Below are 23,698 nucleotides of genomic sequence, written 5' to 3' on the forward strand. Positions count from 1 at the left end.
TAGGGTGTTGTAGATGACTGATCAATATTTAACGGTGAGTGCACTCACGCGTTACATAAAACGAAAATTCGAATTAGATCAACACTTAACAACCGTTTGGTTAAGAGCTGAAATTTCAAATTTTAAGCATCATAACCGTGGACATATGTACTTCACCTTAAAGGATGATCAAGCACGAATTATGGCCGTTATGTTTAATGGCTATAATCGTGCTTTAAACTTTCAACCAGAGAATGGTATGGACGTTATTGTTAAGGGGCAAGTTAGCGTTTATGAAGCACAGGGTCAATATCAATTATATGTGCATGAGATGATTCCTGATGGCGTTGGTGCCTTACATGTGGCTTATGAACAGCTAAAGGCTAATTTAGAACGGGAAGGTCTTTTCTCAGAAACACGGAAGCTCCCAATTGTTAAATTCCCTAAGCGGATTGCGATCGTGACCGCAAAAACAGGAGCGGCTGTTAGAGATATTATCTCGACGATTATGCGAAGGTATCCGATTGTAGATGTGACGGTTTATCAAACACTGGTCCAAGGAAATGACGCGAAATTTGAAATCGTTGATCGTTTGAAACAAATCAATCAAGAAGCTTCTGCCGATACGATTATTTTAGGACGTGGTGGTGGTTCAATTGAAGAACTATGGGCTTTTAATGAAGAAATGGTAGCCCGTACGATTGCAGAATCATCGATTCCGATTATTACTGGAATAGGACACGAAACAGATTTCACGATTGCTGATTTTGTCAGTGATTTACGGGCACCAACCCCAACAGCGGCTGCGGAACTAGCAGTTCCTTCACTTGTTGAAGTGACAAGAGAATTGAAGCAACTAACCGGTAAATTAGACGAGCAATTAATGCAACGGTTAAAAGATAAAAAATATCAACTCGAACGCTTAACTTCAAGTTATGCCTTTAAGTACCCAAAACAATTAATCAATGAGAAAGAACAAGAACTTGATCGTATGGTCGATCGTTTACAAAAAGCTTCACTTCGTCAGGCTGTAGAAAAACGACAAGCTTTTGATTACTTGGTAAAGCGAATTGAAACCGTTGACTTAAAGCATTTAGTCAAACAAGAACAAGTGAAAATAGACCAGCGTAAAAAACAAATTGAGACGAACTTCTATCAACAATACCAGAGGCATTTGCAGCGTTTCCAAACTCAGTTGAATAAATTGGAACTCCTTAGTCCCTTAAAAATCATGCAGCGGGGTTATAGTTTAAGCTATGACAAAAACAAACAACTGGTTAAGTCAGTGAAACAAATCGTACCTGGTGATTCCTTAACCTTACGTTTACGTGATGGTGATTTAGATTGTCAAGTATGGGGGATTGAAGAAAAGGATAATGTAACAGGAGGGAAAAAGAATGGCGAAAGAAAAGAGTTTTGATGACGTAATGAGTGAGTTAGAAAATATAGTCGAGAAATTGGAGAAAGCAGACATTCCGCTTGAAGAAGCTGTGGACTACTATCAAAAAGGCATTGAACTATCAAAATGGTGCGATGAACGCTTAAAACATGTTGAAGATAAGGTTGTTTCACTCATTGACGAAAATAACAACAAAGTACCACTCGATGACGAGGAGGTCTAATTGATGGCTGAACAATTGATGCCAATAATCTCCCAGTATAAAGCGAGCATTGATCAAGATTTACTTGCTTGTATCGAAGAACTAGACATTCATGAGCACTTAAAAGCATCAATGCAATACTCCATCGAAGCTGGCGGTAAACGGGTTCGGCCGATTTTAATGTATCTAACAACATTAGCATGTGAGGGTTCAATTGATAAAGTTAAGCCCGTAGCGATAGCGTTAGAGCTCGTACATACGTATTCACTGATTCATGATGATTTACCAGCTATGGATGATGATGACTACCGACGCGGTCAGCAAACAAATCATAAGGCATTTGATGAGGCAACAGCTATCTTAGCAGGGGATGCTCTTTTGACACTTAGTTTTCAATGCATTACCAATGCGGTCAGCTTATCGGCTGAAGAGAAGGTATTTGCCTTAAGCCGTCTAAGTGAGGTGAGTGGTGCAAAAGGTATGGTGGGTGGTCAAAGTCTAGATTTACACTTTGAAAACACGCCAATTGATTTGACGCAACTTGAAGACATTCATCATCTGAAAACGGGTCAATTACTTGTTTATGCAATGGAAATGGGGGCGTATTTAGCTGGAGCTCCTTTGGATACCATAGACGCACTGAAAGAGGCAGCAAAAGCGATTGGTTTAACTTTTCAAATTCAAGATGATATTCTGGATGTGACTAGTGATACAGTCACGCTCGGGAAACCAGCGGGTAGTGACGAAGCGAACTTAAAAAGCACCTATCCGAAATTGTTAGGAGTCAAAGGTGCTGAGAGCGAAAAGCAAAAACAAGTAGGTATATCCCGTCGTATGTTAGAAAAAGCGGGTGTTAATGAAACTTTACTTACACAATTTATTACTTATTTAAGTAATCGTGATCGCTAGTCATCTGCATCAAATGATAGTCAAAAAATCTAAAAAATGCTATAATAGTTTTTATTGGAATGGTGCAGTATTCTAGTCGATTCTCCATTTCTGAAGGCAGGCCTAAAAATCTGCCAAAGGGCATATCGATGAAGTTCCTTGTGTCGGCTTGAGGCGCCCAGCCTTGGGTCGGTGCTGGGAGTTAAGGTTGTAGGGCGATCCACAAAGGCATGTGGGCGTTGACCCTACTTCCGCGGAGGCCCATCTCTGTTGTGTTTTTTTAGCCAAAAAAACAGGATGGAATGGGGTATGAACCTGTTAAGTGGATCTAATGGGATTCCAACTGACAGCGTAGCCTGCCTTGAGTGATCACTGAGGGGATTGCAGTATATAGCTTAATATTAAGTTGGCCAACTTTATCATTTAAGTCGTCTGCATGAAATCGGGATTGCAAAAGAGGCTAGGAAATGGTTAAGAATTGTCGAGGAAATCTCCTAGACTGTTCAAACGACATCTGCTAAGGATTATAGTGCGACCTAAGTGGTAATCCAGTCTAGCTTTCGGTAACGAAGTTAAGGTGCATTTAAAGGGGAACCGCCAGAATGGCAACATTCGGTATGCACTTGGGAAAACCTACTGGACCTAAGCCGCAGTTTTTACTTATCAGATGACCATTCCACTTACATATATTATAAATGAGGTTTGTATAATGGCGAAATCTAAAACGCAACTCAATAAAGCGCTAAAATTCAGCATAAGTATTGCCGTTATCACGTTTGTGTTAGCGGCAATTTTTTCAGTTATCTCATCATCCATATTAGGTGGCGTTGGCTGGTATATCGGTTTAGTCATTGTGTTAATTATTGTTTTTATGGGTGTCTTCTTTGATACATTAGGGGTTGCAGCAACTGCTGCGAAAGAAGAACCACTTCATGCCATGGCCGCTGAGCGTGTATATGGTGCAAAAGAAGCAGTTTTAATTGTGCGTAATGCAGATCGCTTTGCTAGTTTTTGTAATGACGTGGTAGGTGACATTTCAGGTATCATTAGTGGGACAGCAGCAGCCTTAGTGGTTTTACAACTTGCGCGTCTTTTTGGCCATTCAGATGGTAGTTTCATGCAAATTTCAATAAACGTTTTACTCACAAGTATAGTGGCAGCGCTAACTGTTGGTGGGAAAGCAATTGGTAAATATTTAGCAATCAATTATGCAACTGAAATTCTTGGGTTTGTAGGGAAAGTCATTGCGGTATTAGACCACCGTTTTAAAATAAAAGTACTAAAAAAATAAAGTATCAGCTAAACGTAACATGACAGTGCAACGGATACTAATATAAAGGGTTCGATATGATATGAAGGTTAATAAAGTTAGATTAGATGTTTTATTGGTTGACCGCGGATTAGCCGAAACGCGAGAAAAAGCTAAACGTTCAATTATGGCGGGGCTCGTTTTTTCAGATACAGAACGACTTGATAAGCCAGGTGTGAAAGTCAATGAAGACATTCCGCTAACTGTTAAAGGGAAGGTCATGCCTTATGTTGGTCGGGGGGGTTTGAAATTAGAAAAGGCTTTATCATATTTCAAACTTGATGTGACAGGGAGAGTGATGTTAGATATTGGATCCTCAACAGGAGGTTTTACTGATTGTGGTTTAATGAATGGTGTGAAACTGAGCTATGCCTTAGATGTTGGCTATAACCAATTAGCATGGAAGCTAAGGAATGATCCGCGGGTTGTTGTTATGGAACGAACGAATTTTAGACACGCAACGCTGGACATGTTTAAAGAAGGCCAACCAGATTTTGCAACGATTGATGTCTCCTTTATTTCACTGTCTCTTATTATCCCGCCACTAAAAGCGATTATTGCACTTGAAGGTGATTGTGTCGTTTTAATTAAGCCACAATTCGAAGCTGGACGTGATCAAGTCGGTAAAAAAGGAATTGTTAAAGACAAACAAGTTCATCATGAGGTGTTGGCTAAAGTTCTGAAGTTATTTTATGCTGAAAGCTTTAACCTTATTGACTTAACTTACTCACCGATTACAGGTGGTGACGGAAATATAGAATTTTTAGCACATATACAACGTGTGAACAATCCGAAGTTGGTGGAAGATGTTAACTCATTCGTCGATAATGTTGTTGAAGAGGCACATGTAGCCTTAAAAAAATAAAGGTGAGGTAATAAAATGAATAAAGGTCAACGTTTAATTAAAATTCGTGAATATATCACTTCAAATGAAGTAGAGACACAAGATGAATTAGTTGAAGCACTTCGAAGTGAAGGTTATGTTGTAACACAAGCGACAATTTCTCGGGACATTAAAGAGTTACACCTAGTTAAAGTACCGACAAGTAATGGTCGCTATAAATACAGTTTACCGGCAGATCAACGTTTTAATCCTTTAGAGAAATTAAAGCGCTTAATGCGTGATGCGTTTGTTCGAATTGACAAAGCGACTCACTTTCTGGTCATAAAAACATTACCAGGAAATGCAAATGCGTTAGGTGCACTTATTGATAATTTAGACTGGGATGAAATATTAGGAACGATCTGTGGTGATGATACAATTCTAGTTATTTGTCGCGATGAGAACGTTACGAATTCAATTGAAACACGCTTTCTAGAAATGCTATAGGATAGTAAAGAAGGGAAGAGATGCATGTTAACCGAATTATCAATCAAGGATTTTGCGATTATTGATCAATTAGAAGTAGAGTTCAAGACAGGTCTCACAGTTTTAACAGGGGAAACAGGTGCTGGTAAGTCGATTATTATTGATGCGATACAGTTACTGGCGGGTGGCAGAGGTTCTGTTGAATTTGTCCGATATGGAGCTAAAAAGGCCATTTTAGAAGGTCTATTTAGTATTGAAGACAAGCATCACCCTGTTTACCGGGTTGCTGGACAATTTGGTATTGAAATCAACGATCAAATGATTGTGTTGCATCGGACCATTTCTGAATCAGGCAAAAGCGTATGTCGTATTAATGGGCATTTAGTGACGCTGGCTATCTTAAGAGAGTTTGGACGAGTATTAATTGATATTCATACCCAACATGAAACACAATCATTAATGGATCAAGAACGTCATATTGAATTACTTGATTTGTATAGTGAAGATGAATTAAAAGAAGTTCAATCAGACTATCATAAAGTTTTTCACCAATGGAAGAAGGTACAACAACGGATGCGTCAATTGAAAGATAATGAGAAGGAAATGATTCAGCGCTTAGACTTATTATCTTTCCAATTACGTGAATTACAAGATGCTGAATTGGTACCTGGGGAAGATATCGAGCTTGAAGAAGAACGGGAACGCCTGAGTCATGCGGAGAAAATTTATGACAATATTAAAGAAGCGCATGATGCGTTGTCTTTAGAACACCGAGCAAACGATTGGTTAACGTTAGCTTTTAGTAACATTGAGCATGCTGCTGAATTTGATCAAGAGTTAAAGCCTGTCCAAATTAATTTTTCTGAAGCATTTTATATGGTTGAAGATGCAACGCATCGTTTACGTGATTACTTAGACCAATTTGAATTTGACCCAGAGCGATTAAATCTGATTGAATCGCGCTTGAACGAGTTGAATCGTTTGATGCGTAAATATGGTGTGAATGTTGAAGAAATGTTAGAGTATCAAGCTTCGATTGAAGATGAAATTGATCAGATCAATGATCGAGATATGTCATTAGACAAATTATCAAAAGAAAGTGAATCGTTAAGGGAAGATGCGCTTGCTGAAGCACGTCATATCGATGAGTTAAGACGAAAAGCCGCATTAACACTAAGCGATCAAATTAAAAGTGAACTGACCGATCTATATTTAGATAAAGCTGAATTTAAAGTGGATGTCTCGCTTAAAAAGGCAGAAAAGTCACCGGTGAGAATTAACGGAACCGCAGTTAGATTAACTGAAAATGGTTTTAATGACGTTCAGTTTTTATTAACAACAAACCCTGGTGAGCCATTAAAACCACTAAATAAAGTTGCTTCTGGTGGTGAACTGTCACGCATTATGCTAGCACTTAAAAAGATATTTAGTAAACACCAAGGTGTGACGAGTGTGATTTTTGATGAAGTTGACACAGGGGTAAGTGGTCGCGTCGCACAAGCTATAGCAGAAAAAATCGCTTCAATTGGCCTGGGTTCGCAAGTGCTTTGTATTTCTCACTTGCCACAAGTGGCTGCGATGGCAGACCGTCATTTGCGAATTGAAAAACATGTAACTGACACACATACGTCGACAAGCGTGGTTGAGCTTGAATCAGCTGAAAGAGAAGAAGAACTCGCACGTATGATGACTGGAAAAGAAATCACAGATACATCGTTAGAACATGCAAAATCGCTAATTACCCATGCGAATATTTTCAAGGGAGAATGATCAAATCATTCTTCTTTTTTATCTAAATATAGGCTTCGCCCCCCACTTCAAGAAATGTGAAGGGCGAAGCCCAAAGCCCAAAGCCCAAAGCCCAAAGCCCAAAGCCCAAAGCCCAAAGCCCAAAGCCCAAAGCCCAAAGCCCAAAGCCCAAAGCCCAAAGCGTAAGTGAGAGATGAATCACCTTCGGGCAAAGGAAAGGATACCCGTCATCTTAATTGCCCCACTTATACCTTTAAAAGTATGTAAACATACAAAAATTAATGGTTTTTTAAATAATCAGAATTTTACTGTAACATTTTACTGTAAGGTATGATATTATTTAAACTACTATAAAGATATTGGAGTTGTATACGATGAAAGTAGCTAAATTCGGGGGAAGTTCAGTTGCAAATGCTGAACAATTAAAAAAAGTAGCCAATATAATTAAAGCGGACAAAGATCGGCGCATTGTTGTTGTTTCAGCACCAGGTAAGCGACTAAGCGAGGATATTAAAGTAACGGATTTACTGATCGCTTTAGGCGATGCTTATCGTAAAGGTGAAGATTATACAACAGAGCTAAATAATGTTTTAGAGAGATTCGAATCCATTTTAATTGAATTAGATCTATCAAAGCATGTCTTAAAAGACATTGTTAAACAGGTTGAATTTATTACTCACCAAGGTGGAGATTTGGCGTTTAAGTTAGATGCGATTAAAGCAATTGGTGAAGATACGTTAGCCAAAATATTAAGTGAGTACCTGGTCAAAGAAGGGTTAAATGCAAAATATGTAAATCCTAAGGATGCAGGATTGATTTTAAGTGATGAACCTGGTGGCGCACAAATATTAGACGAAAGTTTTCCGATTTTGTATAAGTTAAGAGAAGCAAATGAGATTTTAATCATTCCAGGCTTTTTCGGTTACACCAAAGCAGGAAAGCTAGTAACTTTCTCACGAGGTGGCTCAGATATTACCGGTTCCATTGTTGCTGCGGGTGTACATGCGGACTTATATGAGAATTTTACTGACGTTGATTCAGTCTATTGTGTTAATCCACAGTTTGTACCTCATCCAAAAGAGATTCACACTTTAACCTATAAAGAAATGCGTGAGTTATCGTATGCGGGCTTTTCCGTGTTTCATGCAGAAGCGCTCATACCAGCATTTAAAGGTAAAATTCCAGTTTGTATTAAAAATACCAATAATCCATCTGGAAGAGGCACGATGATTGTTTCAGAAAAACCAGAGCAAGCCCAATCAGTCGTGGGCATTGCAAGTGATGATGGTTTTGTTAGTCTATATGTTAGTAAGTACTTAATGAACCGTGAAATTGGTTTTGGACGTCGATTGTTAAATATATTGGAAGATGAAGGTATTTCCTTTGAACATACTCCTTCTGGGATTGATGATTTGTCAGTTATTATACGTGAAGATCAATTAACGGATGAGAAAGAACAAGTCGTTATTAATCGAATCAATAAGGAGTTAAAACCGGACATGGTATACATCGATCGGGGATTGGCGCTTGTTATGATTGTGGGTGAAGGGATGCATAGTTTCGTAGGTACTGCTGCAAAAGCAACAAGAGCATTCCAGGATGCAAATGTAAACTTAGAAATGATTAACCAGGGCTCTAGTGAAGTATCAATGATGTTTGGTATTAAGGAAGAAGGCGTCGAACGAGCCGTTCAATCATTGTATCATGTATTTTTTGAGTAAAGCATCGTGATAAGATTTCCTATATGGGGAATTTTATCACGGTTTTTTTATTGAATTAAAACCTGGTACTATTAACATATATAAATTATCACTTGCGAAATTTACTAATTAGCGATAAGATTAACATGAATTGAAAATGAAAAGTCCTATTTAAAAGGAGATTTTTTTATGTCTAAAAATTATGACCTAGTCATATTGGGTGGTGGTATGGGTGGATATGTATCAGCCATTCGTGCCCGTCAATTGGGGATGACTGTTGCCCTCGTGGAAGCTGAAAAATTAGGTGGTACTTGCTTACACAAAGGATGTATTCCCACTAAAGCATTACTTAAAAGTGCTGAAATCTATCAAACTTTAAAAAATAGTTCAAATTATGGCGTTTACGCTGATAACATTTCTTTTGATTTTTCAAAAGTTCAATCTAATAAAGAAGAAACCGTTACTGCGCTTTACGAAGGTGTACAGCAACTGATGAAAAAACATCAGGTCGATATTTACCAAGGTTATGGGCGCTTGCTAGGTCCATCAATCTTTTCACCACAACCGGGCACAGTATCGGTTGAAATTAAAAACAGCGAGAATCAAATGTTGATCGGAGAATCAGTCTTACTAGCAACTGGGGCGAAACCAAAGGCACTTCCAAACCTCCCTTTTGATGGGAAGGTTGTGTTATCGTCTGATGATTTATTGACAATGGAAGCACTACCTAAGGAGATTGTTATCATTGGCGGTGGTGTAATCGGTTGTGAATGGGCATCGATGTTACTGGATTATGGCGTTAACGTGACACTGGTTGAACAAGCAAATCAGTTGTTACCTAACTTTGACCATTCGATTCAACAAACACTTAAGCAAGCACTAGTAAAACGCGGGTGTAGAATATATACAGGTGCAGCGATGGAAGCATTTGAAGTGACTGAGCAACAATTTAAGACAACACTTATAACCGATGAAGAAACCAAGTCATTGCAAGCTGAGGTGGTCCTTGTTTCGATTGGACGCCAACCGAATACAATCGGAATTGGCTTAGAAAATACAGCAATCGAACAGGATCAACAAGGGTTTATTCAAGTTGATGAGAACTTTCGTACAAAAGAGAAGCATATCTATGCTGTTGGAGATTGTATTGGCGGATTGCAGCTTGCTCATGTCGCTGCGCATGAAGGAAAGTACTGCGTTGAAACAATTGCCGGTGAACATCCTTTTGCAGAAAGTTTAGCAAATGTCAGTAGTTGTGTGTATTCTGAACCAGAAATCGCAACGGTTGGTCTAACTGAAAAAGAAGCGAAAGATGCTTTTGCCAAAGTGAAGGTTTTCTCGGTACCGTTTAGAGCGAATGGTAAAGCAAAAATTGAAGGAAAAGAAGACGGTTTCATAAAAATCGTCATGAATGAAGATACCGATGATTTATTAGGTGTCCATATGATTGGGGCAAAGGTAACTGAAATGATTGCAGAGGCTGGTCTTGCGATGTTAGTCAATGCCTCAATTGAAGAGATTGGTGCGACGATTCACCCGCATCCATCGTTAACAGAAGCGATCGAAGAAGCGGCGTTAGGGTTAAAAGGCAAGATTATTCATGGTTAAGGAGGTAAGTGAAATGACAAAACATAAAGCAGTGGGGTTAACAGATGATGAAGTATTAGCGATGTACCGTTTGGTATTAGCGGCAAGACGTGTTGATGAACGGATGTGGATTTTAAATCGTGCTGGAAAAATTCCCTTTGTGGTTTCTTGTCAAGGACAAGAAGTTGCTCAAGTAGCGGCAAGCTTTGCTTTAGAGAAAGGATCTGATTATACCGCACCTTACTACAGAGATGTTGGTGTTGTCCTTGCGATGGGAATGACCATTAAAGAATTGATGTTACAAGCATATGCAAAAGCAAGTGATCCTAACTCAGGTGGTCGCCAAATGCCCGGGCACTTTGGCTGCAAACGCCTAAAAATGTTATCAGGATCCTCACCCGTTACGACACAAATTCCGCATGCAGTGGGAATAGGACTTGCATTAAAGATGAACAAGGAAAAGGCTGTTTCTTTTGTGTCATTAGGTGAGGGCTCAAGTAATCAGGGGGATTTTCATGAAGGGCTAAACTTCGCAAGTGTTCATAAATTACCTGCGATAGTGTTTGTTGAAAATAATCAATATGCTATTTCTGTAGGTTTGGATAAGCAAGTGGCTTGTAAACAAATATCGGATCGTGCAATTGGTTATGGTATGCATGGTGAGACAATTGATGGTAATGATCCATTTGCCGTTTATAAGGCCGTTAAAGACGCACGCACGCGTGCAATTGAAGGTGAAGGTCCAAGTTTAATTGAAGCACTAACTTATCGTTTAACACCTCATTCAAGTGATGATAATGATATGACCTATCGGACAAAAGAAGAAGTTGATGCTGCAAAAGCTCGCGATGGTTTCATAACGTTTAGAGAATATTTAGTTGAACAAAATATTTTGACGGAGTCTGTTGAAAGTGACATGGAACAAGCAATAAAAGAAGAAATCAATCAGGCAACAATTGAAGCAGAAGAGGAGCCGTATGCGAGTGCTGAAACACTCTTTGATGCGGTGTATCAGTAGGGAGGTAAACATAGTGGCAGTGATTTCATATATAGAAGCGATAAATCGAGCAATGCGGGAAGAGATGGAACGTGATGAGCGTGTCTTTATATTAGGTGAGGATGTCGGTAAACGCGGCGGTGTATTTAAAGCAACTGAAGGTCTTCACGAACAATTTGGAGATGAGCGTGTGATGGATACACCGTTGGCAGAATCAGCAATTGCTGGTGTTGGTATTGGAGCAGCGATGTACGGGATGATTCCAGTAGCCGAAATTCAATTTGCAGACTTCATTTTGCCGGCTGTTAATCAGATTGTTTCTGAAGCAGCTAAATTACGTTATCGTTCAAATAACGATTGGACATGTCCGATTACGATTCGTGCACCATATGGTGGTGGGGTACATGGTGCTTTATATCACTCACAATCGATTGAAGCAATCTTTGCTTCACAGCCAGGTTTAAAAATTGTTATGCCCTCAACACCGAGCGATGCATTAGGGTTGTTGAAAGCAGCTATCCGAGACCCGGATCCGGTCTTATTTTTCGAACATAAACGAGCCTATCGTTTATTAAAAGAAGAGGTTGCTGATGATCAAGATGTGATTGAAATAGGGAAAGCGAATCGTGTCTTGGAAGGTGAAGATATCACGGTGATTACGTATGGCTTATGTGTTGAATTTGCTAAACAAGCAGCTGAGGAATTAAAGGAGACGGGTGTCTCAACAGAATTGATTGATCTAAGATGTGTTTACCCACTCGATAAAGAGACAATCATTGAAGCGAGTAAAAAAACAGGAAAAGTACTTTTAATTACAGAAGATAATAAAGAAGGTTCAATCATTAGTGAAGTGGCTGCGATAGTTGGTGAAGAATGTCTATTTGATTTAGATGCGCCGATTACACGCCTTGCAGCACCGAACGTGCCAGCTATGCCATATGCACCACCATTAGAAAAAGCTTTTATGGTTGACCAAGAAAAAATAAAAAGCGCAATGTTGAAGCTTGCTCAGTTTTAATTGAAGGGATGTGACATGAATGATAAAGACAATAACGATGCCACAACTTGGTGAAAGCGTAACAGAGGGCACCATTAGTCAATGGTTAATAAAAAAAGGCGATGTCGTTGAATTATATCAACCTTTACTTGAAGTTATGACCGATAAAGTGAATGCAGAAGTCCCTTCAAGTTTTAGTGGCCAGGTGGAGACACTCTTAGTAGAAGAAGGCGAAACGGTAGCGGTAGGCACTGAAATCTGTACGATAGTTGTTGAAGGTGAAGCACCAACTGGTCGTGACGATAACAATAACGATGCCACTGTCGCTAGTGAAACACAAACAGAAGAGGTTGATTCTAATGCCTCACCACGGTTATCTCCTGTTGTCATGCGCTTAGCACAAGAGCATCAAGTGCCATTAGACAAAGTGAAGGGAACAGGATCAGGTAGACGTATTACCAAAAAAGATATTCAAGCTTACTTAAGTCAAACAGAACATCCTGTGAAGGTAGAGTCAGTTCCTACTGAATCAGAACCAGATATTGCAAAGTCAAAGTGGACGAAAAAAGAAAAACCAAAGCCATCCTTTACAGCTGATCACGAAATCCCGGTAACTGGAATAAGAAAAGCGATTGCTGAAAACATGGTGCGCTCAACAACAGAAATTCCACACGCATGGATGATGATTGAAGTTGATGTCACCAATCTTGTGAATTACCGAAATGCTGAAAAAGAGGCTTTTAAAGCAAGTGAGGGCTATAACCTTTCCTACTTTGCATTTTTCTTAAATGCTGTCGCAAAAGCATTGAAAAAGTTCCCACAACTTAATAGTTCTTGGCAAGGGGATAAGATTGTTCAGCATAAAGATATTAATTTATCGATTGCTGTAGGCAATGATACTGAACTGTATGTCCCAGTGATTAAGAATGTAGATGAAAAGAGTATTAAAGGAATTGCTAAAGAGGTGCATGTGCTTGCCCATAAGGCACGCCATGGTCAACTAAGTAAAGCAGATATGGAAGATGGGACATTTACAATGAATAATACTGGAACATTTGGTTCGGTGCAGTCAATGGGCGTTATTAATTACCCGCAAGCTGCAATTTTACAGGTGGAGTCAATTGTTAAGCGTCCGGTTATTATAAATGACATGTTTGCTGCCAGAGATATGGTGAATTTATGTTTGTCACTTGACCATCGAATCTTAGATGGTGTGATTTGTGGTAAATTCATGTCACATGTTAAAGAAATCTTAGAAAATATTTCAGGCGATACGACACCAATCTATTAGAATTGAAACACTTCATTTGATGAGAATCAGATGAAGTGTTTTTAATTTGTGAACAATTCTTGGAAACTATTCTAATTTTAAGGTTTGTATAGTATAATTGTTAATTGTTTCACATAAGAAAAGGGGTGTACGCATGCGTAAGAAGATTGAGAAAAGAAAAAAAACAGAGAAAAAGCACGAAAAAATTCAAGGGATGGGTATTAGACAACGGCTATTAATATCATTTGGATTAATTAGTTTACTACCGCTAATGATTGTCGGTGTTTTTATTTTTGTGTTTGCTTCAAATGCATTAGAAGAAGAGGTTAGTTTGAAAGTTGAAGAATCGGCGCACTTACATATGGAGACGATTGATCGTTTTATATTTGAACGTATGAATGATATCGAAACACTCGTTCAAAGTCATAACTTAAGTTCAAACAACCCCTCAACAAGTGATGTATCTTTTTTGGTGAATAGTTATACATATTTTGATCGATTTGAATATGTCGATGCGGATGCGATATCAGAATCCGCCTCTGTCGACCCATCAGAAAGTATGTTATCTGATATTGTTTATGATCAGCGATTAAATGATTATGTACTTAATTTCTATCAGGAAATAGGCGCAGATCAATTTCTTGTTGGAACGATGTCCATCAGTCATATTTGGCAAGAAGTTAATGCTATCGTTTCTGAAACATCAACGGTCGAATTAATTAATCGTGAAGGGGAGAAATTAGCAGATACAGTATCAACTGCTTCAGTTACTGAGGAAGATAGTGTTGCAACGCTTGACTACGATTCACCACTGTATCAATCAATTGAGACATTAGATGCACAAGCCAATGGTGTCTTTGATTTGGAAGCAAGCAACGGGGTAGATAGCTTAATCGGCTATAGCACAAGTCAGGGCTATGGCGACTACCAAGGAAATGATTGGATTCTCTTAGTCAGTGAATCAAAAGCAGCCATTTTACAATCGATTGAAACATTACAGATGATTTTATTAAGTGTTGCAGGTATAACCTTAGTGCTTGTAATTATTATTACATACTTAATTGCCCAGTCGATTGCACGTCAGGTTAAGTACTTATCTAATGTTGCATCAAATGTTTCGAAAGGTGATTTAACTCAATCGATACAATTAAAAGCCAAAAGCGAAATTAAACAATTAAGCGATGCGCTTATTGTGATGGTCAAAGAACTGAATCAGATGGTTACTCAGTCGAAAGCAGTTTCAACAACGATTGATAATCAGTCATCTGCACTTAAAAAGCGAAGTGAAGAGCTATCAACGGGCTTAGAGCAAGTGGCTAGAACGATTCATGAGCTTGCCAAAGGTGCAGAATCGGAAGCTTATTACACAACAGAAATGACTGAGAAAACACGCGATTTAGAACAAGCAGTTACGGTCATTAAAGAAGAAACGAACCATTTAACAACACATGCAGATGATGTTAAAAAAATTACGACAGATGGTATCAATCAAATGACACGTTCCGTTTCTCAAATGGGTGCGATTAATACAGACGTGGTTGAATCAAATACGCGAATGGACGCATTAAATCTAAAAACGCAAGCAGTCGAGCAATTAACGACATTAATCAACGATATCTCGGCCCAAACAAATTTGTTAGCACTTAATGCGGCCATTGAAGCTGCACGTGCAGGTGAAGCAGGTAAAGGCTTTAGTGTTGTTGCGGATGAAATTAGAAAATTAGCTGAACAAGTAAGTGACTCGGCAGTAGAAATTCAAACCGTTGTTAAAGAAATGACGGCAGAGTCCACACTGGTAAAAGCATCTTTAACTGAGACTGAATTAGAAGCAGAAAAAGGAATGGCAGAATTAAAAACAATGCAGGGCTATTTCACTAAAATCAACGAACAAATCAAGCAAATTAATCAATCAGTTGCTGTCGTTGACCAAAAAGTCGATGGCATTCAAGGGCAAACGGAATCCATTCATAGTGGCATTCAAGACATTTCTGCAATTTCCGAAGAAAGTTTGGCGAGTATCGAAGAAACTACAGCCATTATTGAACAACAAAAAACGTCGGCTCAACAGTTAAATGAAGATGCAGATCAATTAAAAATACAGGCGTTTGAACTCGATCAATCCATGAAATCATTTGAGCTATAAACATAATCGTCATCCACCCATCTCTCACTATTATTGTGTATAATAGTGAGAGAAAATATTAATCATGTCGTTTTTTTAGGGGGCGTTTATGTGAAAATTGGATACAGAACATTAAAAACAGCAATTGCTGCACCACTCGCAATTTTAATTGCCGAGCTGTTGCAATTAGAAGGTGTAGGTTCAGCTGGAATTATCGCGGTGCTTTGTATACAACCAACGCGGAAGCAATCGTTCTTAACTGCTTGGCACCGGATTGCAGCAGGGTTGCTATCGATTGTATTTGCCTTCGTCATCTTTGAAGGCCTTGGCTATAATCCACTAACTGTCGGTATCTTACTGATTTTATTTATTCCAGTAACAAACTGGTTGAAAATAGCTCCAGGTATTGTTACGAGCTTAGTAATTTTATTTCATTTTTATGCAGCAGAAACAGTTGATATTCCGCTTGTTATTAATGAGATAGCCTTAATGTTCATCGGAATTGGCTTGGCACTTATTCTTAACTTATACATGCCAAATCTGGATAATTCGTTTCAAGAAGTTAAAAATCAAGTAGAAGCAAATTATCAACAATTATTTCGAGAAATCGCTGGTTTTTTAAGAGGAGACCGAGCGACGCTATCACTAGAATTATTAGCACAAACGCGTCAGCTCTTTAATCAAGCGAGTGACTTGGTTCAACGTGACCAAGAGAATAATTTTAACCGTCAAGAAAGTTGGCTAAAAAATTATTTTGCAATGCGTGAGATTCAGCTATTAGCACTTGAACGTATGGCGAAATTAATTAAACCCAAACTTGTAACTGTTAAACAAGCGCAGCAAATTGCGGACTTGTTTGATGATATGGCTGATGCGATCTATCCGACAAATCCAGTCCAATATCATCTCGAACAAGTGGATGACTTGCTAAAACGTTTTGAACGTCAAGATTTACCACAAACACGCGAAGAATTCGAAGTGCGGGCGGACTTGTTTCAGTTATTAACGGAAATCAATCATTATTTAACCGTTAAAAATCAAACAATTAAAACAGCGAATGAATAAGCAAATAATAGAAACCCCTTAACCAGATGGTTAAGGGGCTTCATGTTTGATTTTTTAAATTAAGAAATATAGACCTGAAGTCACTAATGAGCCAACCATTGCGACAATCATAATGTAGACAATGATTTTATTGCGACGTTCACGTTTTGAAGGCTTACGCGGTACTTGTTTATTGTGAGTTGTTTTAGTCATGATTATTACCTCCTTTGACAGGACATTCTATTTGTATTTTAGCTTGAATTGCTTAAACTTACAAGTAATTGATACGAAAATATATCAAATTGACAAAATCACCTTAAGTAAGCTAACGTAGTAACGTAGAAAAGAATAAGAAGAGGAGCATACAAATGATAAACAAAGCCAGATTAGTTAAAGATTTTTTGAATTGGATACAAATCGACTCAGAAACTGGGGATGAAGCGAACATTCAGCAATTATTAAAAAAGAAATTCGAGTACTTAGGGCTTGAGGTAGAGGAAGATAATGCTAAAGAAAAAACAGGCTTTGGTGCGAATAATTTAATTTGTACCTTGCCCGGAAATCCAAAGTATCCGATGATTTATTTCACGGCGCATATGGACACCGTTGTTCCCGGAAAAGGCGTAAAACCAATTGTTACTGAAGAAGAAATCACCTCTGATGGAACAACCATCCTGGGCGCAGACGATAAAACGGGGATAGCAGCTATTATTGAGACCATTCAAGTGCTTAAAGATGAGAACATTGACCATGGTCCGATTCAGTTTGTCATAACGGTAGGTGAAGAGTCTGGTCTAGTTGGTGCGAAAGCTTTGGAACGTTCCATGATTAAAGCAAAGTTTGGTTATGCCTTAGATAGTGATGGTCCAGTAGGAAACATTATTGTAGCAGCACCAACTCAAATGAAACTATTAGCAACAGTCCGTGGGAAGACTGCACATGCGGGAATTGCTCCTGAAAAAGGAATTTCAGCGATTACAATGGCCGCAAAAGCGATTGCGAAAATGCCTTTGGGCAGAATTGATAAAGAAACAACTGCCAATATTGGTCGCTTCCAAGGAGGCCAAAAGACAAATATTGTTTGTGATGAAGTTGAAATTCTAGCAGAAGCGCGCTCACTTGAACCAGCAAAAGTTCAAGGACAAATTGATAAAATGATTGAAGCTTTTGAATCCGTTGCATCAGAAATGGGAGGTAGTGTGGAAGTTGAAACGGATGTGATGTATCCTGGTTTTAAACAGGTTGATGGCGACCTAGTTGTTGAGATAGCTAAACGTGCAGCGAAAGCAATTAATCGTACGCCTGTTTTAAAAACAAGTGGTGGCGGAAGTGATGCAAATATTATTGCTGGATTTGGTATTCCAACCGTTAATTTAGCTGTTGGTTACCGAGATATCCATACTAAAAGTGAAACCATGCCGATTGATGAGCTCGTTAAAGTCACTGAAATGGTATTGGCCGTTATTGAAGAAGTGAAAAGCGAGCGTTAAACACAAACAAACACGAGAGCTTAGCAGTTTAAATTGCTAAGCTCTCGTGCTATAATTAAAGAACAAATGTTCTTTGGGGGAAGTCGAAATGTCAAAATGGTATCCGAAAAATGGTCGTGTTATTTTTCATGTTGATATGAATAGTTTTTATGCGTCTGTTGAAATGGCATATGATCCGTCATTAAAAACCAAAGCGATCGCAATTGCTGGTAACCCAGAAGAGCGACGAGGAATTATTGTTACTAGTAGTTACGAAGCCCGAGCCAAAGGTGTCAAAACAACCATGCCGCTCTGGCAAGCTCGACGTCTATGCCCAGAACTGATTGTACTGCCACCGAATTTTGAACGGTACCGAAAAATGTCGCGTGAACTGTTTAAAATAATGGCTGAAATTACTGATCTTGTTCAACCTGTTTCAATAGATGAAGGCTACATTGATGTGACGGATTGCAGTCATCTTGGTTCACCAATTGAGATTGCTTCCCAGTTACAGCAGCGGCTTAAAGCTGAGCTCGATTTACCTTGTAGTATCGGTATTGCACCCAATAAGTTTTTAGCTAAAATGGGTTCAGATATGAAGAAACCAATGGGGATTACAATTATTCGAAAGCGAGAACTTAAAGATGTATTATGGCCGTTAGATATCGGAGAAATGCATGGTGTAGGCGAAAAGACAAAAGCTAAATTTAATGATCAAAATATCTATACGATTCAAGACCTTGTTGATGCTGATCCTTATCTATTAAAGCGCGTATTTGGTGTCAACGGCGTCCGACTTCAACAAAAGGCAAAGGGAGAAGACAAACGACCTGTTGATCCAGATGCTGTCTTTGAATTTAAAAGCATTGGTAATTCAGAAACGTTACCAGAGGATACGGTAGAAGAAGCAACGATTTTAGGTTTACTGCGTAAGTTGTCGAAAAAAGTTTCAGAGCGATTAATTAGAAAAGAAGTGGTTGGTCAAACAGTACAACTTATGATTCGTTATTATGATCGAAAAACAATCACCCGAAGTATCACGCTGGCGAAATTTTTACATCAAGAACAAGCGATTTACCAGGTGGCCGTTGATTTATTTGAAACACATTGGAATAATGAACCGATTAGACTCTTAGGTGTAACTGTGCAAGGGCTAGTCGATAAATCAGAAATCGTTGAACAACTCGATTTGTTTCATTATCAAGAAATGTTGAAAGATGAGGGACTGCAACGTACCATTGATCAATTAACGGAGCGTTATGGGAAAACGACGTTTAAAAAATTGCAGTCAACAACGGAACAACAACCACGCACAAGTTTTCAAAAAGATTTCTTAGATGATTATCGCACATCTAAATAATGTGTTGTTTCTGATTTCGATCCACAGCGCTAGCTATGAATAAATGGGGGTCATCATGGAAATAGGCTAAGTCGTAGGATTGAATACGACTTAGCCTACTTTTCTTTTTTGATACGAATTAAAAAGCGCATCATTTTTCTTGTCGATCCCAGGTCTTGGATGGGAAGATAACAACTTAGCGGTTTCTGAAATCATACTTTTCACTTGGTACATTTAAGGTATGCCCATTGATCATAACTGTATAATTGTCTTTCCATTCAATTTCAGCAGTTGACTCACGGTAATTCCAATAGATATTTTTCGTTTGACCTTTACTGGTGTTGAATACTAATTCTCCACGTATTGCATATGCAGTTGTGGCACCGCCGTTCGCAAGATAGGCTTTTAATGTATAGTTACCATCTGGTGATGTTTCTTCTGTAAGGAATTCGCCTGTTGGTAAGCTACTCATATCAAAAAACGCACGATATATTCCATATCCAAGAAGGCTGAGAAGTATTATGTTAGTAATCAGGATATTTTTCAGTACCTTTTTTCGACGTTTTGGTTTGTGTGCGTTCACGGTATTTGCCCTCCAGTGCTAAGTAGCGAGTAGACATTGACTCAGTCATGTTGCCTAAGTGTCAAGGGGTTATCTTCCTTTTAAAATTTATCTCAATTACAATTATCAACTCAGAAATGTCACCAGATTTAGCTCGACCTTTCAACCTTCTATTTTTAAGGTTTGACAACGTTTAGGGTCAGTAGATCTATTGCTATCTGGGTGTTAGTAAACTGTGCTTTTGCTTCTTGTTCCAAGTCGAGCTGATCTTTTGCTGTGTACCGCTGTGAGATGTGGGTTAAACACAATTGTTTGACGTTAGCTAACCGAGCCAGTTGTGTCGTTTCAGTGATGGTGCTGTGAAAGAATTGTTCGGCTAAGCTTGGCAAATCTGAGGCGAAAGTTGCCTCTGCAATGAGTAAATCACTATTCTTTACGAAGTCAACAAATTGCGTGGGCTGTTTTGTATCTCCTAATATAGTTACAATGCGTCCAGGCTTGTCAGGACCGATAACATCTTCACGCTTAACGGTTTCGCCGTTTTCCAAAGTAGTGACATGCTGAGATTTAATGGTTTGATACATTGGTCCTGGAGAAATGCCTCGACTTTTTAACTTATCGACTTGCAGCTCACCGAGCTGATCGTTCTCAATCACTTGGTAACCAAATGAATCAATGCCGTGGGTGAGTTTCTTAACACGTACTTTCAGACCATCAAAGATGTAGACATCGTTATCATTAACGGTAAAGAAATCAAGCGGGTACTGCAAATGTGTGTGACTAATTTTAAAACTTGTCTCAATGAAGGTCTGAAGCCCAGCAGGTCCATAAATTTCGACAGGTGAGTGACCATCCTGAAATGAACGACTGCTCAGTAAACCGAGCAAACCATAAATATGGTCACCGTGAAGATGAGTAATAAAAATCTTTTCGATTCGGCCGGGTTTAATCGTCGTTTTTAATATTTGATGTTGTGTTCCCTCACCGCAATCAAATAACCAAATGCTTCGATTGATCGCACGCAAATCAAGTGCGATACTTGATACGTTGCGTAATTTTGAAGGCATGCCAGCACCGGTCCCGAGAAAGGTTACCTCCATCTAAGCCCAACCTCTCGCATATGGTTTTGGTGCTTCAATGACGTAGCCAAGTTCTTCAGCGGCACGTTTCGGCCAATAAGGATCATTGAGCAGAGCACGGCCAACGCAAATGAAATCAGCTCGTTGATTTTTTAAGATTTCTTCTGCTTGTCGACCACTGGTGATTAAACCAACAGCACTTGTTTTAATCTGTGCTGCTTTTTTAATGGTCTCAGCGTGCGGTACTTGATACCCAGGAAAAACATCAATGGGTGCTTGGACAAGTCCACCTGTACTTACATCAATTAAATCAACGCCTTGTTTTTTCATTTCCTTAGCGAAGTAAATAAAGTCATCCATTGTGTTACCATCCTTATGATATTCTTCTGCAGAAATGCGGACGAATAGTGGTCCCTCGAAAACAGACTGAATCGCTGTTATGGTTTCGCGTAAAAACTGATAGCGTCCTTCCCGCGTTCCCCCGTAGCGATCAGTACGAGTATTAGCAAGAGGAGAGAGGAATTGATTGATTAAGTAACCATGAGCGCCATGAATTTCAATAATATCAAACCCACTTTCTTTCGCTCGAAGTGCTGCTGCTTTAAAAGCATCAATTGTTTCAGTTACTTTTTCTTCGTTCATTTCAGTTGGGATCGCTTCATCTTCGCTAAAGGCAACGGCACTTGGGGCATAGGCAGGTTGATTCGTTTTAGCTTTGCGCCCAGCATGTCCGAGTTGAATGGCCGCAGTTGAACCATGCGCATGTATACGTGATGTTAGTGTATGTAAGCCTTCGATTTGTTCATCACTCCAAATACCAAGATCTAACGGGCTTATGCGACCATCTGCAGTGACGCTTGTTGCCTCGACCATTATTAAACCGACTTGACCGAGTGCACGTGATTCATAATGTGTGAGATGAAAAGGTGTCACAATACCGTCTTCTTTCTCTACTGAAAACATGCACATTGGTGCCATCATCACACGATTCTTAATGGTAATATTTTTAATCGTACTACTTTCAAATAACATGACCATGTTGATTCCTCCTAATGATTATTTCATTAAAGCGTGCTGGATCGCAATCGCTTTATTTGGTACATCTGTAATTACCATATCACAACCACTTCTCAATAGATGCATCAGTTGCTGTTCATCATTAACTGTGTAAACGGCAAGGTACACATCGAGTGATTGTAATAAGGTGTAAAACGAAGATTGGTAAGCTTTTTCTAACAAATGAACCCCATCTATATAGGGGCTGTGCTTCTTTAAGAGCCGCTTATGGAGTCGTTCCTTTGTTAGTAAAGCAGTCATCACGTTGGCATCAATCGCTTTTAATTGCTTGAGATAATGTAAGTCAAAGCTTGAATAGATAATCTGTGTTGCAGTTTGCGATTGTTGAACAACGTCATACACTTTTTCTGCTAAATGGGCACGATTATTTCGAGAAGGCTTAAGCTCGATATTCAAGGTAAGTGTTGCGTCATTGATCTCTGTTACCACATCCGCTAAGGATTGGATTCGCATGGTACTAAACGCTGTGTTAAACCACGATCCATTATCCATCGCCTCAAGTTCTTTAAGGGTGTAATTTCTAATGTAACCTGAATGACGCGTGACACGATCGACAGATTTGTCATGAATCACAACGGGTATGTTATCTTTCGATAAATGGACATCAAGTTCAATACCGTCAGCACCCGCCTTAAGCGCTGCATCAAAACTCGCTGCAGTATTTTCTGGGAAGGCATTACTGAATCCACGATGGGCTATTATTAAGCTCAATCAAATCACCTCGTTATTATTTGCAGTCTCTTAAAAAGAGTAGCATAATATAAGATAAAGTAACAGTAACAAGGGAGACGAAATTTATGGATTTAGAAAATAAAACAATAATTGTAACAGGTGCAACAAGTGGCATTGGGCTAAGTTTAAGCGAGCAGTTAGCTGAACAAGGGGCAAACCTCGTCCTTATTAGTCGGAATAAAGAAAAGTTAGCAGATATTACTGATCGGTTAATGAGCAAGCATCGCATCAATTGCTGGTATTTCCCCTACGACCTAACAAATACAGAAGGGATTCCCACTCTTATTGAGCAAGTATTAATTAAAACGAAGCAAATTGATGGCATTATAAACAATGCAGGGTTTGGATTGTTCGCGTATGCGGCAGATACATCTGCTGAGATTACGGAAAAAATGTTCCGGTTAAATGTGTTGGCGATTATCGAACTTAATCGCGTATTACTTCCGCACCTAAGGACACGTACCTCAGCGCAAATTGTTAACATTGCTTCTTTTGCTGGTAAGATTGCTACACCAAAAGCAAGTACTTATGCAAGTACGAAGTCTGCAGTCATTGGGTATAGTAATGCTTTGCGACTTGAACTGAAAAAGTTACCCGTCCAAGTGATGACGGTTAATTTAGGGCCAGTGAAAACTGCCTTTTTTACGGAAGCAGATCAATCAGGAAGTTATCAAGACCAAGTTGCCGCGATCATGCTTGACCCAGATCGTGTCAGTCAAAAAATTATTCAGCATCTCTTTACAAAAAAGCGTGAGATAAACTTACCGGGCTGGATGAGCATTGGAACTAGTCTATACCACTTAGCTCCGAGTCTCTTTGAAACAATCATGGCGAGACAGTTTGATAAAAAGTGAAGCCCGTTGTTGTTTAGTGAGTGAATAAAAAAAT

22 protein-coding genes are annotated in these 23,698 nt (G+C 39.1%); 17 read left to right on the plus strand and 5 right to left on the minus strand.

Annotation, left to right across the window (positions count from 1 at the left end; translation table 11 throughout):
- Positions 1–13: 13 nt before the first annotated feature.
- The 14 genes from xseA (at position 14) to DES38_RS04925 (ending at position 16,573) form a co-directional block, all read left to right on the plus strand.
- Positions 14–1,399, plus strand: a complete 1,386-nt coding sequence (gene xseA / locus DES38_RS04860; protein WP_110250973.1) for an exodeoxyribonuclease VII large subunit — start codon at positions 14–16, stop codon at positions 1,397–1,399.
- Positions 1,377–1,601, plus strand: a complete 225-nt coding sequence (gene xseB, locus DES38_RS04865; protein WP_110250974.1) for an exodeoxyribonuclease VII small subunit — start codon at positions 1,377–1,379, stop codon at positions 1,599–1,601. Before xseA ends, xseB begins: the two co-directional genes overlap by 23 nt.
- A gap of 3 nt (positions 1,602–1,604) precedes the next feature.
- Positions 1,605–2,489, plus strand: a complete 885-nt coding sequence (locus DES38_RS04870) for a polyprenyl synthetase family protein (protein WP_110250975.1) — start codon at positions 1,605–1,607, stop codon at positions 2,487–2,489.
- A gap of 688 nt (positions 2,490–3,177) precedes the next feature.
- Positions 3,178–3,759 (plus strand): hypothetical protein, encoded by a 582-nt coding sequence (locus DES38_RS04875; RefSeq protein ID WP_110250976.1) that lies wholly within the window; start codon positions 3,178–3,180, stop codon positions 3,757–3,759.
- Positions 3,760–3,820: 61 nt separating this feature from the next.
- Positions 3,821–4,642, plus strand: a complete 822-nt coding sequence (locus DES38_RS04880; RefSeq protein WP_110250977.1) for a TlyA family RNA methyltransferase — start codon at positions 3,821–3,823, stop codon at positions 4,640–4,642.
- Positions 4,643–4,657: 15 nt separating this feature from the next.
- Positions 4,658–5,107, plus strand: a complete 450-nt coding sequence (gene ahrC / locus DES38_RS04885; protein WP_110250978.1) for a transcriptional regulator AhrC/ArgR — start codon at positions 4,658–4,660, stop codon at positions 5,105–5,107.
- A 24-nt stretch (positions 5,108–5,131) separates the two neighbouring features.
- Complete coding sequence (gene recN, locus DES38_RS04890) at positions 5,132–6,856, plus strand: DNA repair protein RecN (protein WP_110250979.1); 1,725 nt, start codon at positions 5,132–5,134, stop codon at positions 6,854–6,856.
- 353 nt (positions 6,857–7,209) lie between these two features.
- Positions 7,210–8,556, plus strand: a complete 1,347-nt coding sequence (locus DES38_RS04895; RefSeq protein WP_110250980.1) for an aspartate kinase — start codon at positions 7,210–7,212, stop codon at positions 8,554–8,556.
- Positions 8,557–8,724: 168 nt separating this feature from the next.
- Positions 8,725–10,143: a dihydrolipoyl dehydrogenase gene (gene lpdA / locus DES38_RS04900; RefSeq protein ID WP_110250981.1), complete on the plus strand. Its 1,419-nt coding sequence runs from the start codon at positions 8,725–8,727 to the stop codon at positions 10,141–10,143.
- A 13-nt stretch (positions 10,144–10,156) separates the two neighbouring features.
- Entirely contained in the window at positions 10,157–11,140 is a 984-nt protein-coding gene (locus tag DES38_RS04905) for a thiamine pyrophosphate-dependent dehydrogenase E1 component subunit alpha (protein WP_110250982.1), read from the plus strand.
- 13 nt (positions 11,141–11,153) lie between these two features.
- The gene (locus DES38_RS04910; protein ID WP_110250983.1) at positions 11,154–12,137 is read left to right on the plus strand and encodes an alpha-ketoacid dehydrogenase subunit beta; all 984 of its coding nucleotides are present in this window, start codon (positions 11,154–11,156) and stop codon (positions 12,135–12,137) included.
- 19 nt (positions 12,138–12,156) lie between these two features.
- A complete protein-coding gene (locus DES38_RS04915; RefSeq protein WP_110250984.1) occupies positions 12,157–13,407 on the plus strand; it encodes a dihydrolipoamide acetyltransferase family protein in 1,251 nt (416 codons plus the stop codon).
- 133 nt (positions 13,408–13,540) lie between these two features.
- Complete coding sequence (locus DES38_RS04920) at positions 13,541–15,529, plus strand: methyl-accepting chemotaxis protein (RefSeq protein WP_110250985.1); 1,989 nt, start codon at positions 13,541–13,543, stop codon at positions 15,527–15,529.
- 90 nt (positions 15,530–15,619) lie between these two features.
- Positions 15,620–16,573: an aromatic acid exporter family protein gene (locus DES38_RS04925; RefSeq protein WP_110250986.1), complete on the plus strand. Its 954-nt coding sequence runs from the start codon at positions 15,620–15,622 to the stop codon at positions 16,571–16,573.
- A gap of 54 nt (positions 16,574–16,627) precedes the next feature.
- Here DES38_RS04925 and prli42 read toward each other — a convergent pair whose 3' ends face one another.
- A complete protein-coding gene (gene prli42, locus DES38_RS04930) occupies positions 16,628–16,765 on the minus strand; it encodes a stressosome-associated protein Prli42 (RefSeq protein WP_110250987.1) in 138 nt (45 codons plus the stop codon).
- 155 nt (positions 16,766–16,920) lie between these two features.
- Between prli42 and DES38_RS04935 the strand changes: the two genes are divergently transcribed.
- Together DES38_RS04935 and DES38_RS04940 are read left to right on the plus strand one after the other, a co-directional pair.
- Complete coding sequence (locus DES38_RS04935) at positions 16,921–18,042, plus strand: M20/M25/M40 family metallo-hydrolase (RefSeq protein ID WP_110250988.1); 1,122 nt, start codon at positions 16,921–16,923, stop codon at positions 18,040–18,042.
- 88 nt (positions 18,043–18,130) lie between these two features.
- Positions 18,131–19,381, plus strand: coding sequence for a DNA polymerase IV (locus tag DES38_RS04940; protein WP_110250989.1), 1,251 nt, complete (start codon positions 18,131–18,133; stop codon positions 19,379–19,381).
- A gap of 175 nt (positions 19,382–19,556) precedes the next feature.
- On the opposite strand, the gene DES38_RS04945 is transcribed toward DES38_RS04940, so the two are convergent.
- The 4 genes from DES38_RS04945 to DES38_RS04960 form a co-directional block, all read right to left on the minus strand.
- The gene (locus DES38_RS04945) at positions 19,557–19,943 is read right to left on the minus strand and encodes a DUF5412 domain-containing protein (RefSeq protein ID WP_110250990.1); all 387 of its coding nucleotides are present in this window, start codon (positions 19,941–19,943) and stop codon (positions 19,557–19,559) included.
- 155 nt (positions 19,944–20,098) lie between these two features.
- Positions 20,099–21,022 carry a ribonuclease Z gene (rnz, locus tag DES38_RS04950; protein ID WP_110250991.1) on the minus strand — a complete coding sequence of 308 codons (924 nt, stop codon included), beginning with the start codon at positions 21,020–21,022 and terminating at the stop codon, positions 20,099–20,101.
- Positions 21,023–22,033, minus strand: a complete 1,011-nt coding sequence (gene namA, locus DES38_RS04955; protein WP_110251157.1) for an NADPH dehydrogenase NamA — start codon at positions 22,031–22,033, stop codon at positions 21,023–21,025. It lies immediately after the preceding gene.
- A gap of 24 nt (positions 22,034–22,057) precedes the next feature.
- Positions 22,058–22,789 (minus strand): glycerophosphodiester phosphodiesterase, encoded by a 732-nt coding sequence (locus DES38_RS04960; RefSeq protein ID WP_110250992.1) that lies wholly within the window; start codon positions 22,787–22,789, stop codon positions 22,058–22,060.
- Positions 22,790–22,875: 86 nt separating this feature from the next.
- Between DES38_RS04960 and DES38_RS04965 the strand changes: the two genes are divergently transcribed.
- Entirely contained in the window at positions 22,876–23,664 is a 789-nt protein-coding gene (locus DES38_RS04965) for an SDR family NAD(P)-dependent oxidoreductase (RefSeq protein ID WP_110250993.1), read from the plus strand.
- The last annotated feature ends 34 nt before the right edge of the window (positions 23,665–23,698 follow it).

The sequence above is a fragment of the Streptohalobacillus salinus genome (genome assembly GCF_003201605.1).
Classification (GTDB): Bacteria; Bacillota; Bacilli; order Bacillales; family Amphibacillaceae; genus Streptohalobacillus; species Streptohalobacillus salinus.

What these genes read in the sequence shown, in the direction of transcription:
- DES38_RS04870 (WP_110250975.1), top strand. Translation starts at nt 1,605, where the DNA reads ATGGCTGAACAATTGATGCCAATAATCTCCCAGTATAAAGCGAGCATT.
- DES38_RS04875 (WP_110250976.1), top strand. Translation starts at nt 3,178, where the DNA reads ATGGCGAAATCTAAAACGCAACTCAATAAAGCGCTAAAATTCAGCATA.
- DES38_RS04920 (WP_110250985.1), top strand. Translation starts at nt 13,541, where the DNA reads ATGCGTAAGAAGATTGAGAAAAGAAAAAAAACAGAGAAAAAGCACGAA.
- xseB (WP_110250974.1), top strand. Translation starts at nt 1,377, where the DNA reads ATGGCGAAAGAAAAGAGTTTTGATGACGTAATGAGTGAGTTAGAAAAT.
- xseA (WP_110250973.1), top strand. Translation starts at nt 14, where the DNA reads ATGACTGATCAATATTTAACGGTGAGTGCACTCACGCGTTACATAAAA.
- rnz (WP_110250991.1), bottom strand. Translation starts at nt 21,022, where the DNA reads ATGGAGGTAACCTTTCTCGGGACCGGTGCTGGCATGCCTTCAAAATTA.
- DES38_RS04965 (WP_110250993.1), top strand. Translation starts at nt 22,876, where the DNA reads ATGGATTTAGAAAATAAAACAATAATTGTAACAGGTGCAACAAGTGGC.
- lpdA (WP_110250981.1), top strand. Translation starts at nt 8,725, where the DNA reads ATGTCTAAAAATTATGACCTAGTCATATTGGGTGGTGGTATGGGTGGA.
- prli42 (WP_110250987.1), bottom strand. Translation starts at nt 16,765, where the DNA reads ATGACTAAAACAACTCACAATAAACAAGTACCGCGTAAGCCTTCAAAA.
- DES38_RS04905 (WP_110250982.1), top strand. Translation starts at nt 10,157, where the DNA reads ATGACAAAACATAAAGCAGTGGGGTTAACAGATGATGAAGTATTAGCG.
- DES38_RS04940 (WP_110250989.1), top strand. Translation starts at nt 18,131, where the DNA reads ATGTCAAAATGGTATCCGAAAAATGGTCGTGTTATTTTTCATGTTGAT.
- DES38_RS04880 (WP_110250977.1), top strand. Translation starts at nt 3,821, where the DNA reads ATGAAGGTTAATAAAGTTAGATTAGATGTTTTATTGGTTGACCGCGGA.
- DES38_RS04915 (WP_110250984.1), top strand. Translation starts at nt 12,157, where the DNA reads ATGATAAAGACAATAACGATGCCACAACTTGGTGAAAGCGTAACAGAG.
- DES38_RS04935 (WP_110250988.1), top strand. Translation starts at nt 16,921, where the DNA reads ATGATAAACAAAGCCAGATTAGTTAAAGATTTTTTGAATTGGATACAA.
- recN (WP_110250979.1), top strand. Translation starts at nt 5,132, where the DNA reads ATGTTAACCGAATTATCAATCAAGGATTTTGCGATTATTGATCAATTA.
- namA (WP_110251157.1), bottom strand. Translation starts at nt 22,033, where the DNA reads ATGTTATTTGAAAGTAGTACGATTAAAAATATTACCATTAAGAATCGT.
- DES38_RS04895 (WP_110250980.1), top strand. Translation starts at nt 7,210, where the DNA reads ATGAAAGTAGCTAAATTCGGGGGAAGTTCAGTTGCAAATGCTGAACAA.
- ahrC (WP_110250978.1), top strand. Translation starts at nt 4,658, where the DNA reads ATGAATAAAGGTCAACGTTTAATTAAAATTCGTGAATATATCACTTCA.